We start from the raw sequence: 16,941 nt of genomic DNA, 5'->3' as shown, positions 1-16,941 counted from the left end.
CCTCCGTCCTGATTAAATACCGGCTCACGCCTGGCTCTTCCTATCCTCTTCCAGTATTTCCCGAATCAGCACCCTCTCATCCATCGGATACTTTTTCCCTCTAATTTCCTGGTAATCCTCATGCCCTTTTCCTGCCAGCACAATCACATCCCCAGGCTCCCCGTGGTGAATCGCATAGGCGATAGCCTCTTTCCTGTCAGGTATCTCCACATACTTTCCATCTGTTTTCTCAATTCCCGTCCGTATATCTGCAATAATGTCCTCAGGGTTCTCAAAACGGGGATTATCCGAAGTAATGATTGTTAAATCTGCCAGCCGTCCCGACACCTCGCCCATCTCATACCGCCTCGCCTTTGCCCGGTTTCCCCCACAGCCAAAAAGGCATATCAGACGCCTGGGATGATATTCCTGCAGAGTCGTCAGCAAGCTCTCCAGACTCATGGCGTTATGAGCATAATCAATCATCAGTGTAAACTCATCCGATACTTTCACCATCTCAATCCTGCCTTTAACCCTGGCCTTTTTCAAAGCTTCAATAATATCTGTCTGGCTTACACCAAAATGTCTGCAGATCGCAATCGCAGTAAGGGAATTGTACACGCTGAACGTTCCCGGGATATCAATTTCCACATCCATGTCCAAAAGCCCTGCCACATGATAATCGATGCCCAAATATCCCGGACGCGCCACCATACGCGTGCGCTCTGCCCGCAAATCCGCCTTCTCCGAAAATCCAAACGTCTCTACCTCGCAGGTATGCCCCTCAAGCACTTGTGTGAGATGAGAGTCATCCGCATTAACGATTCCAATCCTGCACTGGCGGAACAATAGCCCTTTACATCGCATATAATCCTCAAAGCTCTCATGTTCCGCAGGTCCAATATGATCTGGCTGTATATTTGTAAAAATCCCTATTTCAAAGGAAATTCCGGCCGTGCGGCGCAGCATCAGTCCCTGAGATGAAACCTCCATAACCACACAGTCACAGCCTGCATCTACCATTTTCGAAAAATATTCCTGAATCGTACAGGATTCCGGTGTAGTATTTGTAGCCGGAACCACTGTATCTCCGATAATTGCTTCAATCGTACCAATCAGCCCTACCTTATGCCCTGCGGATTCCAAGATGGATTTCACCATATAAGTGGTGGTCGTCTTTCCTTTCGTTCCTGTAATCCCAATAACTTTCAGCTTTTCCGCCGGATATCCGAACCATGCCGCTGAAATCACAGCCATAGCATAACGGCTGTCCTTCACCTTTATTACCGTCACGCCTTCAGGAACCGGCACGGCCTCCTCTGTTACCAACACCCGCACGCCCTTTTCCACCACTTCCGGTACATATTTATGTCCGTCAACAACAGCTCCCCGGATACAGAAGAACAGAAACCCCTCTTCCACATGCCTCGAATCATTAGCAATCCCATTCACTTCTGCATCCACGCTGCCGCTTACACATTCATATTCCAATCTTTCAAGCAAATCCATCAGTTTCATAGCGTTACCTCCAATTTTGATAACCCGATTCCGTCATCCTATACCATATCACATTTGCTGTGCATTTTCAAATAAAACCGCATCCTCAAAATGCAGACAGGCAGCAAAAGTTTCTGCTGCCTGTCTTTATCTGTCTCCATATAACGTTTTATGCCTCTGCAGCGCTTTCGCCATCGCTCCCACTACCTCGTCAATGTCCATAGGCTTTGTGAGATGCTCATCCATACCGCTCTCCAAAGACAGACGCCTGTCATTTTCAAACGCATCCGCTGACAGAGCAATAATAGGGATGTGCGCCAGCTCAGGATTCCCAAGTCCCCGAATAGCCTCTGCCGCCTCTCTTCCGTCCATAACCGGCATCTGGATATCCATCAAAACAAGCGCATATTCACCCGGTTCAGACTTCTTCACCTTTTCAACTGCTATGCTTCCATTTTCTGCTATCTCTATACAAAATCCGGCTTTCTCCAAAATCTCCGTTTCAATTTCGACGTTAATCTCATTATCTTCCACCAAAAGGATCTTCCCGCTATTTAAGCACACCGCCACATCTTCCGGTGAAACTGCTGATACCAACTGCGTTTCCTGTATCCGAAGCCGGATAGTCACCGTAAATGTACTTCCCTTGCCAATTGCGCTGTCAACTTCTATCGTCCCCCCCATTATTTTCACAATATTCCTGGTAATCGCCAATCCCAGGCCAGTTCCGTAAATGCCGCTAAACGTCGTATTATTTTCCCGTTCAAAAGGCTCAAAAATGTGTTCCTGAAACTCTTTGCTGATTCCAATACCATTATCCGACACCACAAGCCGATATACCGCATAATCATTTGCCAGCTGCTCCCCTTCCACAACAGCCACACGCACTCTGCCGCCTTTTCCCGTATATTCCACTGCATTCCCCGCCAAATACTGAACAATCTGGCGCAGTTTATCTCTGTCGCTGTAAACATCAAGATGTTTCACACCTGTCAAATCTGTTTCAAAAGTTATCTTCTTTCCCGAAAAGCGCGGACTCAGCGCTCTTTCCACACTTTGCAGAATCTCACACAAATTACACTCTGCTTCTTCCACATGAACATCTTTCGTCTCTGTCCAGGATATTTCCAGTACTTTATCAACCAAATCAAGAAGCTGGCCGCTTGCCTCACCAATCTTATCAAGATATCTCTGTACCTCATCCCTGTTATCTATATGGTTCTTTGCAAGCGATGTAAAACCAGTAATCGCATTTAACGGCGTTCGTATATCGTGGGACATATTAGACAAAAATTTATTTTTCGCCTGAATCGCCAGATTTGCATTATTCAGCGCCCTCTCAAGAATCTGCAGCTGACGGCTCCTCTTTTCTGTCGCATCTCCCAGAAATACATAAAAAATATCTCCTACCGTTTCACTGCGGATAAAATGCCCATAATCTTCTATCCAGCGTATCTCCCCATCTCTCCGTACAATGCGGTATTCTACATAATCCAAATCATACTGGCTGGCAGCAATCTGTTCTTTGATACTTTCCTCTATCTCATCCAAATCTTCCAAATATACAAGCCCCCGAAAAGAGTTCCCCGTCATTTCCCGGAATTCTTTCAGCGTACTGCACTGGAAAATCCGAAGAAGCGCTTTATTGGCATAAACAATATCTTCTGCTTCGTTTGCACGATAAATCAAAAAACCTCCCGGCATCTCGTCCATAAATTTAATAACTTCATAAACTGTCCTGATATTCTGGGAATCCATCAGCAAAGATTCTGCATCTTTTTCACATTCTTCCATCAGGTTTTCTATATTTCTGCCACTGTTTTCTGAGATACTCAACAGAGTTAAGATATCTTCAATCAGGTTATGTACTGTTTTCTGTCCAATCACATCCATGTCCTCCCCAAGTCCTTAAGACAAATTTTAACATAAAACAAAAGAGCTGTCACCACTCATTTTCTTTATTACATAGATTGTTCTTGTTTACTCCATTCACAGCAGCCATAGATTTCCGGGCGAAAAAAAGCGGCTGCCAAAAATGGCTGCCGCCCTTGTAACAATTTTGCCCCCTATTTTCCCCACAAGCCTTTGATTTTACGATACACCTTGTGGAGCAGAGCTCCCGTCGTATACCTTTCCATCTGCTTTACCTCTTTCAGCAGCTCTTTCAATTCAACAATCTGCCACTCCTGTTCGCTGAGCTTTTCTGTCATGAACTCCACAATACTGTGATAAGAAAGTTCTTCTCCATCCCTCTCGAGCGCCCACAAATCATTTGCCAAATCTTCCATTTCCATACTGCAGCATAACACCTTCGCCGCGCCATTAGCGCCACGTTGGATTTCCTCCTTATCCTGCCATCTCTCCGTAATTCTACGGTTCGATTATAGTATGGAATTTTGATGGAAATTAATTCGTCGAAGCAATTGCAAAATTATAAATTGCCTGATATACTGCCGCCGTATAATGGATACCATCTACGGTTCCCGCCCCTGCTTTCACATTCCGTATCAGATTCTGTGTCATCAGATACGTATAACAGTCCAGATATGCCCCCGGGAATGCTGCCTGCAGGCTGGCGTTAAATGCCTTGATTGTGTTATTATTCACTGCTGTGGTATTGTAACCCCTTGCTTTTGCCAGCTTTGCCTCTATGGGATTCACAGACATAAAGTAAAATCTTGCTCCGGGATACTGGACAATCAGATTCTGATAATATGCAATATAGCTGCCAATATTACCCAAATCATTCACGCCCAGGTTAATAATGACCTTGGACTGCGGAGCCGCTTTCAACGCTTTTTTCAAAGTCCTTATCCCTTTTGTAGAAAACCATTGGTATCCTTCCCCTACTTTTCCGATATAAACATGGTTTCCTCCCACCGTATTTTTCATTCCTACTGTCCTGGAGTCTCCCACAAAAATGTACTGAGACGTTTCTTCCTTTGGATCTCCATCCTCAAAATGAACCACCGTACGCTTTCCGTTTTCATCCACGTAGTAGCCGTCCACCATTGTGTCCCTTACCAGCGTGCCGTCCTGGCCTACATAATAATCACCCACCCAGCAGTTTTTCTGCTGGACGCCGTTTTCATTAAAGTAATAGCGTACTTTCTGAATCGTCTGCCAGCCTGTGAGCGCTGCGCCTGTCCTTGCCGAAAAATAATAAGTCTTCTTCCCAATTGTCTGCCAGCCGGAAGTCAGCGCCCCCCGCGAGTTCAGATAGTATTTTTTTCCTTTATATTTTTTCAGCCCTGTCACACGGTACGATTTACTGTTAAAATAGTAAATCCTTTTCTTAATGGGCAGCCATACGCTTCTGGCATATTTCCCGTTGTGTGTATAACGGTATCGGTAACCTTTATCGGTTTTCACCCATTTTCCTTTTATCGGCGTTTTTGCCGATACCTGCTTTACCAAATTGAACGAGGCGGCCTCCGTCCTTAGTGTACCTCCGCCCAGACACAGAAAACATAAGAAAACCAACAAGCTGATTCTGATTCGCTTCATACTTATCACCACATCCCTAACTGTTACCTTTCTTTTACATTTTTGTTTCTTTTCTGTTTCATTATAACACGCTCGGTCTGGAAAATACAAGTAAAATATTGAAAACAAAAGGACCTCTGCCAATAAGCAAAAGTCCTTTCTGCCACTATTTTTTCGATTTTGAAATCAGATAATAAGGAACCGCTACAAACAGGATGCCGCCAATCATATTTCCTACAGTGACGATCAGCAGGTTATACAGACATCCCCCCATATTTACAGCCGCGCCGTTCGGATTCAGCAGACCTATCGTAAAAAACGTCATATTTGCAATGCTGTGCTCAAATCCGCATGTTACAAAAGTAACCACGCCGGCAACCGCCATAGCAATTTTTCCGCCTTCTGTTTTCATCTTAATGCTGCACCATACAGCCAGACACACACAGATATTACACAAAATTGCTTTCGCAAAAAGCTGCATCGGTTCGCCTGCTATCTTTGCTGCGGCCGCATTCGCCAAAAACGCCCCCACATCTCCTGTCGCAAGCCCTGTCAGGGTGAAAAGGCCTCCCCCCACTACAGAACCTATCAAATTTCCCAGATAGCACACAATCCAAAGCATCACAGCCTTTCCCCAGCTTACCTCTTTCTTTAATGCGCCGCATGCCATTACAAAGTTATTTCCTGTAAAAAGCTCTGCTCCCGCCATGATTACAAAACACAGCCCCACTGAAAACACAAGCCCGCAGACCAGCTTTGTAGAATAAGCGCCTCCTGCCGTAAAAGTACCGCCTACCACTCCCATCAGGATGCTTCCAAATGCTATGTACAACCCAGCCATAATAGAGGACATGACATATCCCAGCGGATTTTTCTCTAAAAGTCCCAGCTTATTTTTCGCTGCATTGCCCGCCGCCTGAAATTCGTCGCCAAACATAATAATACCTACCTTTCTTTTAGGAATCCTGTAAAAAAAGCGGGCTGCAAAGCGTCAAACGGCTTTGCAGTCCGCCGCAGCCTTTCAAAATTTAGAACAGGCCTGTAATTTTACCACTCTCGTCTACATCAATCTTCTCAGCAGCCGGAACCTTCGGCAGTCCTGGCATCGTCATGATTTCTCCGGTCAGCGCTACAATAAATCCTGCGCCTGCAGAAATCTTCAGGTTACGCACAGTTACCTCAAAATCAGTCGGAGCGCCCAGTTTTGTCTGGTCGTCTGTCAGGCTGTACTGTGTCTTTGCCACACAGATTGGACAGTTTCCAAATCCAAGATCCTCTAACTGTTTTGCCTGTTTCTGGGCATTTGCTGTCAGGACAACTCTCTTGCCGCCGTAAATCTTCTGAACGATAGCATTCAGCTTATCCTCAATGCTGCCTTCCAGCTCATAAGAGAATGTGAAATCGTTTGGCTGCTCTACCAGTTCCAGAACTTTCTCTGCCAGAGCCTTTCCGCCCTCGCCGCCTTTTGCCCATACTTCAGACAACGCTACATTTACACCAAGCTCTTTACACTTCGCCTCAACCAGATCCAACTCTGCCTTTGTATCTGTCGGGAATGCATTGATAGCAACTACACATGGCAGTTTATATACGTTCTTGATATTGCTTACGTGTTTCAGAAGGTTTGGAAGTCCTTTCTCCAGCGCCTCCAGGTTCTCATTATTCAGGTCGGCTTTTGCCACGCCGCCATTGTACTTCAGTGCACGTACAGTAGCTACGATAACGACTGCATTCGGTTTCAGCCCTGCCATGCGGCACTTGATATCCAGGAATTTCTCAGCTCCCAAATCTGCGCCGAATCCTGCTTCTGTGATGGTATAATCAGCCAGCTTCATAGCCATCCTCGTTGCTGTCACGGAGTTACATCCGTGTGCAATATTTGCAAACGGGCCGCCGTGTACGATTGCCGGAACGTGCTCCAGGGTCTGCACCAGGTTTGGTTTCAATGCATCTTTCAGAAGAGCTGTCATAGCGCCCTCTGCATGTAAATCACCGGCAGTAACCGGCTTCTGCTCTGACGGTTTGCCATATGTGTATCCGATAATGATTCTGGAAAGCCTCTTTTTCAAATCTGTAATATCGCTTGCCAGACAAAGAACTGCCATAATTTCAGATGCTACCGTGATATCGTAACCATCTTCCCTTGGCGTACCGTTTGTCCTGCCGCCCAGTCCGTCCACTACATTACGCAGCTGGCGGTCATTCATATCCACACATCTTCTCCAGGTAATTTTTCTCGGGTCAATGTTCAGGTCATTTCCCTGGAAAATATGGTTATCAATCATAGCTGCCAGCAGGTTATTTGCTGCGCCGATTGCATGGAAATCACCGGTAAAATGAAGATTAATATCCTCCATTGGAACTACCTGTGCATAACCGCCGCCTGCTGCGCCGCCTTTCACGCCAAATACAGGTCCCAGGGACGGCTCACGGAGCGCTACCATAACATTCTTTCCAAGTTTCTGCATACCGTCTGCCAGACCCACGGTCGTTGTTGTCTTGCCCTCTCCTGCAGGCGTCGGATTAATTGCCGTAACCAGGATCAGCTTGCCGTCAGCCTTGTCAGACTCTTTCAGCAGATTATAGTCGATTTTTGCTTTGTACTTTCCGTACTGCTCCAAATACTTCTCATCGATGCCGGCTTTTGCAGCGATTTCAGTAATTGGAGACATCGTTGTCTCCTGTGCGATTTCGATGTCTGATTTGTAACCCATGATAAAAATCTCCTTTCATTTTCCGCATTCCCAGCGGGATTTTACTGTTTTTGGGCAAAAAAATGCCGCGCAAAGTTAATGGACAAAAATATCCACAGTTTACGCAGTAGCGGAAGCAACATTATAACGCGGCGAACCTTCGTTCACAGAAAGTCTCCCTCTTCTGTGACACTTTACGTATAACGTCTACTCTACCAGGTTCTGATACATAAAAAGCAGCACTCTAAAATCTCGAATGCTGCCCAGACGGTCGACCCACATATAATTTTGATTTCCTTGTGGTACTCCACAACTATCCGTCAGTAATCAAAACCTTTTCTTTATGCTTCTTAATATACACCTGAAAGGCGGATTTGTCAAGGAATTATTACTGCCCCGCCAGCACTTCCCCCAGCGCCCTGCATGCATCCGCCGCTTCATCGTCCGGAGCCTCATTGCAGATTACACTCTCGCATACAAGTACCGCTCCCGCTTCCCGGCAGGTTTCCTCCCAGTCCCGCATCCATTCTCCATCGCCCCATCCGTATGAGCCAAAGAGAGCCACTTTCTTTCCTCCAAGTTTTTCACGGCAGGATGAAAACATAGGCTCAAATTCTGTATCCTCCAGCTCCTCGCATCCCATAGAAGGACAGCCAAATGCGATGGCATCTTGCTCCTCTATCATGGAGGCATCAAAGCTGTCCGGCGTATATAGCGCCGCATCCGCGCCCTTTTGCCTCGCTCCTTCCAGAACAGCGTTTGCCATCTCCTCTGTGTTTCCTGTCCCACTCCAATATACAACTGCAATTTTCCCCATACTTCTACCTGTCCTTTCTTTTTATCGTTCTATCGCCGGTTTTCTATAAACCAAATTCCCCGCTGCAAGCAGTCATCCGGCTCGCTGCCCACGGGAATAAATTCCTGAAAATCCCCCCTCTAAACAGCTACTGCAAGCCGCTCCATTCCCTCTCCCCTGACCCAATTACTATAATAAATATCCGTGCATTTTTTATATTTACCAAATAAACGTTTTGCTCCCTCTTCATCTCCATATACTTTCCAATACCCTGTACATTTGCAGTTTCCCGCCCTGTTTTCGATAAAGCCTCTCACATCCTCCGGCGGATACCCTAGGAATAAACCGATTTCATGTGGAAACTCCCTGTTCTCTCTAAGCCGTTCCATCAGACGGACTAAACAGCGTTCCGGCTTCCCTGCATCATATCCATAATCCCCCAACAGAGAAACCGTGTCTCTATTCGAAAAATCCCGCTTTAAATAGCTTGGGCGGTACAGGTAAATCAATACCTTCTGCTCATAATATTTGATCGGCAGCACACGGATTCCCCTGGAGGCCAGCAGACGGTTCAGATGCCTGATCTCTTTTTGCAGCTCCTTCTTTGCCTGATAAGGACAGGTAAAAAGATTCCCTGTTTTCATTCCTGCCAGAGTAGGTGCGCAGTGCTGTATAATCATTTCTTCTGACATATTCTCCTCCATTCAGACACTCAAATCTTTTCTTCTATTTTTCCCTTCCCCAAAATGATTATGCGTGTTCCTTTAAAATCTTTTTTAATGCCGCCATAGAACTGGAATGGGAACGTGCAATTACAGTTTCCTTCCCTTTTGTCCCATCCAAAGCACAACGTACCATCTTATGGCATGTAGTATTTGTAAACAACACCAGCAGGTCTGGATTTCCAATCTTTCTTTTCAACCCATCCTTCATTCTTGTAAAAACTTTTACACTGCATCCATATTCCCGGCACAAATCTTTATATTTCCTTTCCATGCACTCATTCCCTCCGACAATAACAACACTCATACATGACCTCCTTTTGGTTAGCATCAGCTAACCACTAGCAAAAAAGCAGCTCAGCTATCTATTGCTTCTTAATTTGACTTCCCTGCCATTTTCCAGTGCGGGCTTTCTCATTAGAAGATGCCATATATAGCTGAACTGTACTTTTTATATTTCTTTCTTTCCGTGGCAGCACGCACCGCAGCTCCCGCAGTCACATCCACAGGAGGATTTCCCCTGCTTTCTGTCCTTCACCATCTTTACAATGATGAGACACACCGCCAAAACGAGAACGGCGCTGATAAGAATTGTAGCCAAATTTCCCATAATCCAGGATAACATTTTCCCCTCCTTTGCCATCACGCAACAGAACGTGCCTTTTTCGCGCTGAGCGTCTTTGCTTCACTATAGGGACGAAACAGCATAAACAGCATAAATATCACAACTGCCAGAGCTGCTATTACTCCCACTGGATTTCCCTCTCCCATAAAAAGCATTCCAAACTGGTAAACTGCCAGGGAAACTGCATAAGCGAACCCGCATTGGTATCCGACAGCAAACCATGTCCACTTTGCACTATTCATCTCCCGCTTAATAGCGCCGATTGCCGCAAAGCAGGGCGCACACAGAAGATTAAATATCAGGAATGAATATCCGGCAAGCTGAGTCATTCCCTCAAAGTCTAACACGCCAAACACGCCCACAACCTCTTCCTTTGCAACCAGTCCCATAATGGTAGCAATCGCCGCTTTAATACTTCCAAATCCAAGCGGTGCAAAAATCCAGCAGATTGCGCCCCCAATGATACCTAAAATACTACTCTCAAGCTCCATATCCGGATCAAATACAAATGCACCGTCCACAAATCCGAAAACAGAACCTGCCCATATAAGAATAGATGAAAGAAGAATAATTGTTCCTGCTTTTTTGATAAATGAACTTGCCCGCTCCCACATGGAACGTAATACATTTCCTGCTGTCGGCCAGTGATATGCCGGAAGCTCCATAACAAACGGCGCCGGATCGCCTGCAAACATTCTCGTCTTTTTCAGCATGATACCTGAAATAATTACTGCCGCAATTCCCACAAAGTACGCGCTGGGCGCTACCCACCATGCGCCGCCGAACAGAGCTGCCGCAATAAGGGCGATAATCGGAAGCTTTGCCCCGCACGGGATAAATGTAGTCGTCATAATCGTCATCCGTCGGTCACGCTCATTTTCAATCGTTCTGGAAGCCATGACGCCAGGAACGCCGCACCCTGTTCCAATCAGCATCGGGATAAAAGACTTACCTGACAAACCGAACTTGCGGAACACCCTGTCAAGCACAAATGCAATCCTGGACATATAGCCGCACGCTTCCAAAAACGCCAACAGAATAAACAGCACCAGCATCTGAGGAACAAAGCCCAGAACTGCGCCAACGCCACCGACAATACCATCCAGCAGCAATCCTGTCAGCCACTCCGCACAATTCACTGCATCTAAGACATTTTCAACCAAAACCGGAATACTCGGAACCCATACCCCATAAGCAGAGGTATCCGGCACATCGCTGCTTTCCAATGCCTCATCCACCAGTTCGGAAATGTCAAAGCCTTCTTCCGCCAAAGAATCTGCATAAGAACCATATGCCTCCTCAAAAGCGCCAAAGTCTGCTTCTTCTACCGCCCCCTGGACATCTTCTGCACCAATCACTCCAGCTTCTGCCGCACTGTTTACCATATTTTTCAGCTCATCGGTAAACACATACTGTTCTGCATATGTATTCATATCTTCTTCATAATCCGCCGTCCCTATACCAAACAGATGCCAGCCATCGCCAAATACCCCGTCATTCACCCAGTCCGTGGCAAACGTCCCCACTGTTGATACCGCAAGGTAATACACCAAAAACATAACCGCCGCAAAAATTGGCAGCGCCGCAAACCTGTTTGTCACTATTTTGTCAATTTTATCGGAAACAGAGAGTTTTCCTGATGATTTCTTTTTATAACATCCTTTGATCACAGATGCAATATAAAGATAGCGCTCATTGGTGATGATACTCTCTGCATCATCGTCACACTCCTTTTCTGCCGCCTGAATATCCGCTTCGATATGCTCCAAAACACCTTTTTCAATCCCAATCTGCTCCAGAACCTTATCGTCCCGCTCAAAAATCTTAATCGCATACCAGCGCTGCTGTTCTTCCGGCATATGATGTACCGCTGCTTCTTCAATGTGGGCAAGCGCATGCTCCACTGCGCCCGAAAAGGTATGCATCGGAATTGTCCTCCCGCCCTTCGCAGCCTTGACTGCCGTCTCCGCAGCCTCCACAACTCCTGTCCCTTTCAATGCCGAAATCTCAACCACCGGGCATCCCAGTTCCCTGGATAATTCTTTGATATGAATCTTATCCCCGTTCTTTTCTACAATATCCATCATGTTAACAGCTACCACTACCGGGATTCCCAGCTCTGTCAATTGCGTAGTCAAATACAAATTCCTCTCCAGGTTTGTACCGTCCACAATATTCAAAATCGCATTCGGACGCTCTTGAATCAGATAATTCCTGGCGACCACTTCCTCCAGAGTATACGGAGAAAGAGAATAAATTCCCGGTAAATCCGTAATGATAATTCCATCATGTTTTTTCAATTTCCCCTCTTTTTTCTCAACCGTTACGCCCGGCCAGTTTCCCACAAACTGATTGGAACCGGTAAGCGCATTAAACAGAGTGGTTTTCCCACAGTTGGGATTTCCTGCAAGTGCAATTCTCAAATCCATAATTCTCTTCCTTTCTTTATATTATTCTTTCTGTCCCCTGTCTTTTCCTTTGCAAATTAGCCCATGCTAACATTGCCTCTAAAAAATAATGGGAAGCCCCCATGTCCTATTACTCGACCTCTATCATCTCCGCGTCGGCTTTCCGAAGCGAAAGCTCGTATCCCCGTACCGTTACCTCCACCGGATCTCCCAAAGGCGCAACCTTCCGTATGTAGACTTCTACGCCCTTCGTAATCCCCATGTCCATAATCCGCCGTTTTACCGCCCCTTCTCCATGAAGCTTAACAACTTTCACCCTATCTCCAATCTTCACCTGTCTAAGTGTTTTCATAATTCCATATCCTCCTCTAAATATTTACCACTGAGAATCACACCATGATTTTCTGTGCCATCTCTCTGCTGACGGCTACCCGGGATTCCTTCACATTCACGATCACATTCCCGCCCAGCATACTGATAACAGTCACTCTGCTGCCCGCCACAAAGCCTAAATCTTCAAGATGCTTTTTCACCTCCTGTTTCCCTCCAACTCTGCGAATCATATTCTCCTCACCGATATTTGCAAGTGTCAACGGCATCATATCCCATCCTTCCTTTGCATTATATTCTCAAAATTAGCAGTCACTAACACAAAGCTTAACAAAGTAATTAGCATTTGCTAATTCTCTACCATGTTACCCTATGCTAACTCATTTGTCAAGAACTTTTTTTCATCCGCCTCTTGCCTGTTTATACAAAGCCGCTGAAAATCAATTGAAAAAGTCATAGAAACTGTTATAATAATTACAGTTTCACTATGTATACCGAAAAAATGAACCGTATATCCACCAATAGAAAGGAGAATGTTATCATGCAGATACAGGAATCCGGAGAAATGTACCTTGAAACTATTTTAATATTATCAAAAAAAATCAACTCTGTGCGTTCCGTAGACGTTGCCGAATATATGGGCTATACAAAGCCAAGCGTTAGCCGCGCCATCAGTCTGCTGAAAAGCGGAAATTATGTACTGATGGATAAGCACGGCTATCTGTCACTCACCGAGGAAGGCCGTCAGATTGCAGAAAAGATTTACGAGCGTCATACACTCCTCACCCAGTTTCTAATGCAGTTAGGCGTAGACAGGCAGACTGCTTCTACAGATGCCTGCCGGATGGAGCATATTATCAGCGATGCTTCTTTTGAGGCCATTAAAGCTCATGCATTACAAGAAAATAAAAAATCTACCTGTTAAAATTGTTTTCAAAAGCAAAAATGGCGGTATCTCCACGATACCACCATTTTTCTTTTCGCTCTAAAAGATATACTAAAAATCTGAAGTCGTCCCCGGTTGGAACCGGGTTCGGATTATCATTATCTGGTGCGGATAACAGGACTTGAACCTGCACGGTCTCCCACCAGAACCTAAATCTGGCGCGTCTGCCAATTCCGCCATATCCGCTTTTCACTGCTCAGCTATTATACTAGACAACGACACGTTCTGTCAAGACTGATATGATATCTATTTTCGCCATCGTAACAGTTCAGCCTTCGGCTTCACTGTTACGGAATCCAGCCCATTTAAAGTTTGCTGTTCGCAAAGGGCTGGATTCTCTGGCTGAATTTACGCATTCTCACGGACTTTGCAGCAGGTGCAAAGTCCTGGGCTGAACTGTTACTCGCCATCTGCTTTTCGCTAATGCTTAAAGAAATCCCCCACCTTCCGGTATGTGCGAAGAAGGCGGATATTCTTTAGATTCTCCAATTCTTCTTTTGTTTCTTTCAGTTCACTTTTCAAATCGGCAATCCGCTTCTCCTGCACGCTGAACGCCTCTGTCATGATCGCAACAATGTCTCTGGACAGCCTGTCCTCCCGGAATGTCCACTGGGGTGCTTCCTTAACCTCATCATAAAACAGCGGTTCTTCTTTTCGCCCCAGGTACTCTTCTGCCACCTTCCGGTTGCTCTCTTCGAACTGTGCAAGATAAGCTTTCTGTTCTTCGTAGCTGAACATATTTGCCTTTTCATTTTCCCCCAGCTCTGTATAATGCATACTGGCATTTAATACAGGACGGCTCAGGAAATCACGTATTGAAGCGTAGCCCGGCACATTGTTAATCCATCGCTTAATTTCAAGAAAATTTCCTTCTAAACCATGATTTTTGCTCACGCTTTTTTGAAATCCGTCTGTCAAAGTCAATCCAACGCTTTGGAAAAAATCTGAAAATAAGGTGTGTTCCTCTCCTTCAAACCTTCCCCTCTCATACGGACGCACAATGATATTTTCTTTTCCCAGAAACTTTTCCATATGCTTCAGGTTTTCATAATAGTCCAATGGATGATAACTGAAATAATTCCGCTCTATGCACTCTTTAAAAGTCCATCTATTTTTCTGAAACATCTTAATACTCTGGTTCCAAAGGGACTGTATCAGTAAATCCTGCCGTCGGAGATAAACAATCACTTTAACTTCACAGCCCATCTCACGGAACCTGTCCAGCACATCCTGCCAGAAATCCTCCCGATTCCTGCTCCGATACCAAATCTGCTCATCTGAAAGGATGATATTCGGATATTTCTCTATATACTTTTGCAGTTGCTGGTATGCCATATTCCGGACTCTCGCCTCACGCTCCGCTTTATTCTCTTCACTGCGCGACTTGTAGACAAGGAACTGCCCATTCCTGTCTGCATAATACGGCGCAATGCCCAGCTCAAGCATGGGGTAACAATACCCCTGCTTATTCAGCTCATTCTCATTTTCACGCAAAAAAGTCTGCAGCGCTGTAGTCCCTGTCTTCGGCGTACCGATACTGATATAAACTGTTGACATAATCTTCCCTTTCGTGACACCGTTATTTTCCTGCCTCCTGAGAATCTGCTTCCCAAGCCAGCCTTCTATTCACTCTTTAAATATTCTTCCAAGCCTTCCAGGAGGATATCCACACATTCCTCAAGGCTGTGTTTGCTGGTATCTATCACAACCGCCGGATTCTCCGGCGCTTCATACGGGCTGCTGATCCCAGTGAAATGCTGAAGATTGCCCTTTCGTGCTTCTTTATACAGCCCTTTCACATCCCGCTTCTCGCACTCTTCCAGCGGCGTACTCACATAGACTTCAACGAAACTCTCGCCTATAATATCCCTTGCATTCCGCCTGTCCTGCCTGAACGGAGAAATAAAGGATGTCAGTACAATCAAACCGGCATCGTTCATCAGCTTCGCCACTTCTGCAATTCTGCGGATATTTTCAATCCTGTCATTTTCTTCAAATCCCAGATTTTTATTCAGCCCCATGCGCACGTTGTCACCGTCCAGCAACATCGTGTGCCTGCCCATGGAAAATAAACGTTTCTCCAACGCATTAGCAAGAGATGATTTCCCGGCTCCGGACAGCCCGGTCATCCATATGGTAATTGCTTTCTGCCCCAGCTGGCTCTCGCGCAGGTTCCGCGTAATATCCATATTATGCCAGGTCAGGCTCTTCCCTCTCGCCAGCGGCTCCTGCACAATCCCGCACGCAGATGTAGCATTTGTAATCCTGTCTATCAGAATCACTGCCCCAAGCTCCCTGTTATTTTCAAACCTGTCAAATACAATTGTACTGCCCACCGAAATCTCGCAATACGCGATTTCATTTTTATAAATCCTGTCTGCATATACTTCTGCACCGGAATTCACATCAACCTTATACTTCACCTTCATTACAGTCGCCGGAACCTGCTGGGTTCCCAGCTTCAGCCAGAAATTCCGGCCTGCGACCAGACTGCTGTCATCCATCCAAAGGATAGAAGCTGTAAACATCGAACCTGTACAGAGCTGGTACCCCCGCTCTAAAACACAGCCTCTGGACACATCAATTTCCGTATCCAGCCGAATCGTTACTGCATGCCCTTTGCTGCTTTGCTCTACACGCTTATCCCCCTCCAGGATTTCCGCTACCTTCGCTGTTTCACGGCTTGGCATAACTGTAATGGTATCTCCCACTGCGATTTCCCCTGTAGAAATCTGCCCCTGGAATCCCCGGAAGCTGTGATTTGGACGGCATACACGCTGAACAGGCATAGAAAAGCCTGTCTTTCCCTCTTTTTCCCCCACGTCCACATTTTCCAGATAAGTAAGAAGCGGCTCTCCTGTATACCACGGCATATTTTCTGAAGGCTTCGTGATATTATCTCCCTCTGTTGCCGAAACAGGAATAATCTTTAACGACTGATATTCAAACTCTGCCATTAAGACCTTAATATCTCTCTCTATCTTTCGAAACTTCCTCTTATCATGGCACACCAAATCCATCTTATTCACCGCAAACACGAAATGCCGAATGCCCATCAGAGAGCAGATTCTGGAATGCCGCTTCGTCTGAATCAGTACTCCCTGGCTGGCATCCACCAGAATCACCGCAAGAGAAGCAAAAGAAGCCCCTACTGCCATATTCCTTGTATATTCTTCATGTCCCGGCGTATCTGCCACAATAAAGCTCCTGTTATCCGTAGTAAAATAACGGTAAGCCACATCAATCGTAATTCCCTGCTCCCGCTCTGCCATCAACCCGTCCAGCAGCAGAGAATAATCAATATCGCCATCCCTGGAACCCACTTTACTGTCCAATTCCAGCGCCTTCTGCTGGTCGGCAAATAATAATTTTGCATCATAGAGCATATGTCCTATCAGCGTCGACTTTCCGTCATCCACACTTCCGCAGGTTATAAATTTTAACAAATCTTCTCTCATC

16 protein-coding genes, 1 tRNA gene and 2 riboswitches are annotated in these 16,941 nt (G+C 45.8%); of the genes, 1 reads left to right on the top strand and 16 read right to left on the bottom strand.

Annotated elements, in window-relative coordinates:
• Nucleotides 1-24: 24 nt before the first annotated feature.
• The 13 genes from NFR99_RS02170 to NFR99_RS02110 all read right to left on the bottom strand — a co-directional run bounded on the left by NFR99_RS02170 (nucleotide 25) and on the right by NFR99_RS02110 (nucleotide 12,808).
• On the bottom strand, nucleotides 25-1,497 hold the full coding sequence (locus NFR99_RS02170; RefSeq protein WP_120482454.1) for a UDP-N-acetylmuramoyl-L-alanyl-D-glutamate--2,6-diaminopimelate ligase: 1,473 nt from the start codon (nucleotides 1,495-1,497) through the stop codon (nucleotides 25-27).
• A 126-nt stretch (nucleotides 1,498-1,623) separates the two neighbouring features.
• Nucleotides 1,624-3,363 (bottom strand): ATP-binding response regulator, encoded by a 1,740-nt coding sequence (locus NFR99_RS02165; RefSeq protein WP_251352491.1) that lies wholly within the window; start codon nucleotides 3,361-3,363, stop codon nucleotides 1,624-1,626.
• Nucleotides 3,364-3,542: 179 nt separating this feature from the next.
• A complete protein-coding gene (locus tag NFR99_RS02160) occupies nucleotides 3,543-3,770 on the bottom strand; it encodes a hypothetical protein (protein ID WP_135974442.1) in 228 nt (75 codons plus the stop codon).
• Between the two features lie 112 nt (nucleotides 3,771-3,882).
• Nucleotides 3,883-4,983 carry an SGNH/GDSL hydrolase family protein gene (locus NFR99_RS02155; protein ID WP_135974444.1) on the bottom strand — a complete coding sequence of 367 codons (1,101 nt, stop codon included), beginning with the start codon at nucleotides 4,981-4,983 and terminating at the stop codon, nucleotides 3,883-3,885.
• Between the two features lie 145 nt (nucleotides 4,984-5,128).
• Complete coding sequence (locus NFR99_RS02150) at nucleotides 5,129-5,899, bottom strand: formate/nitrite transporter family protein (RefSeq protein ID WP_251352482.1); 771 nt, start codon at nucleotides 5,897-5,899, stop codon at nucleotides 5,129-5,131.
• Between the two features lie 91 nt (nucleotides 5,900-5,990).
• Nucleotides 5,991-7,676, bottom strand: coding sequence for a formate--tetrahydrofolate ligase (locus NFR99_RS02145; protein WP_120482463.1), 1,686 nt, complete (start codon nucleotides 7,674-7,676; stop codon nucleotides 5,991-5,993).
• Nucleotides 7,677-7,781: 105 nt separating this feature from the next.
• Nucleotides 7,782-7,872, bottom strand: a riboswitch (THF riboswitch).
• 37 nt (nucleotides 7,873-7,909) lie between these two features.
• Nucleotides 7,910-7,993, bottom strand: a riboswitch (ZMP/ZTP riboswitch).
• A 50-nt stretch (nucleotides 7,994-8,043) separates the two neighbouring features.
• The gene (locus NFR99_RS02140) at nucleotides 8,044-8,472 is read right to left on the bottom strand and encodes a flavodoxin (protein WP_120482465.1); all 429 of its coding nucleotides are present in this window, start codon (nucleotides 8,470-8,472) and stop codon (nucleotides 8,044-8,046) included.
• Between the two features lie 119 nt (nucleotides 8,473-8,591).
• Complete coding sequence (locus NFR99_RS02135; RefSeq protein WP_135974446.1) at nucleotides 8,592-9,143, bottom strand: DUF3793 family protein; 552 nt, start codon at nucleotides 9,141-9,143, stop codon at nucleotides 8,592-8,594.
• A 58-nt stretch (nucleotides 9,144-9,201) separates the two neighbouring features.
• Nucleotides 9,202-9,480, bottom strand: coding sequence for a DUF2325 domain-containing protein (locus NFR99_RS02130; RefSeq protein ID WP_135974448.1), 279 nt, complete (start codon nucleotides 9,478-9,480; stop codon nucleotides 9,202-9,204).
• Between the two features lie 144 nt (nucleotides 9,481-9,624).
• Nucleotides 9,625-9,798 (bottom strand): FeoB-associated Cys-rich membrane protein, encoded by a 174-nt coding sequence (locus tag NFR99_RS02125; RefSeq protein WP_120482471.1) that lies wholly within the window; start codon nucleotides 9,796-9,798, stop codon nucleotides 9,625-9,627.
• Nucleotides 9,799-9,815: 17 nt separating this feature from the next.
• On the bottom strand, nucleotides 9,816-12,227 hold the full coding sequence (feoB, locus tag NFR99_RS02120; protein ID WP_135974450.1) for a ferrous iron transporter B: 2,412 nt from the start codon (nucleotides 12,225-12,227) through the stop codon (nucleotides 9,816-9,818).
• A gap of 109 nt (nucleotides 12,228-12,336) precedes the next feature.
• The gene (locus NFR99_RS02115; RefSeq protein WP_135974452.1) at nucleotides 12,337-12,558 is read right to left on the bottom strand and encodes a FeoA family protein; all 222 of its coding nucleotides are present in this window, start codon (nucleotides 12,556-12,558) and stop codon (nucleotides 12,337-12,339) included.
• A gap of 37 nt (nucleotides 12,559-12,595) precedes the next feature.
• Nucleotides 12,596-12,808: a FeoA family protein gene (locus tag NFR99_RS02110; protein ID WP_120482477.1), complete on the bottom strand. Its 213-nt coding sequence runs from the start codon at nucleotides 12,806-12,808 to the stop codon at nucleotides 12,596-12,598.
• Between the two features lie 269 nt (nucleotides 12,809-13,077).
• Between NFR99_RS02110 and NFR99_RS02105 the strand changes: the two genes are divergently transcribed.
• On the top strand, nucleotides 13,078-13,461 hold the full coding sequence (locus tag NFR99_RS02105) for a metal-dependent transcriptional regulator (protein WP_120482480.1): 384 nt from the start codon (nucleotides 13,078-13,080) through the stop codon (nucleotides 13,459-13,461).
• A gap of 124 nt (nucleotides 13,462-13,585) precedes the next feature.
• Here the strand turns inward: NFR99_RS02105 and NFR99_RS02100 are convergent.
• The 3 genes from NFR99_RS02100 to cysC all read right to left on the bottom strand — a co-directional run bounded on the left by NFR99_RS02100 (nucleotide 13,586) and on the right by cysC (nucleotide 16,940).
• A tRNA-Leu gene (locus NFR99_RS02100) sits at nucleotides 13,586-13,668 on the bottom strand.
• Between the two features lie 234 nt (nucleotides 13,669-13,902).
• Entirely contained in the window at nucleotides 13,903-15,039 is a 1,137-nt protein-coding gene (locus NFR99_RS02095; RefSeq protein ID WP_120482482.1) for a hypothetical protein, read from the bottom strand.
• A gap of 65 nt (nucleotides 15,040-15,104) precedes the next feature.
• On the bottom strand, nucleotides 15,105-16,940 hold the full coding sequence (cysC, locus tag NFR99_RS02090; protein ID WP_120482484.1) for an adenylyl-sulfate kinase: 1,836 nt from the start codon (nucleotides 16,938-16,940) through the stop codon (nucleotides 15,105-15,107).
• Between the last annotated feature and the right edge of the window lies 1 nt (nucleotide 16,941).

It is taken from the genome of Hominisplanchenecus murintestinalis (assembly GCF_943193015.1).
Classification (GTDB): domain Bacteria; phylum Bacillota; class Clostridia; order Lachnospirales; family Lachnospiraceae; genus Hominisplanchenecus_A; species Hominisplanchenecus_A murintestinalis.
Note: the sequence above shows the minus strand (reverse complement) of the source record. Positions and strands in the feature narration are given on the sequence as shown.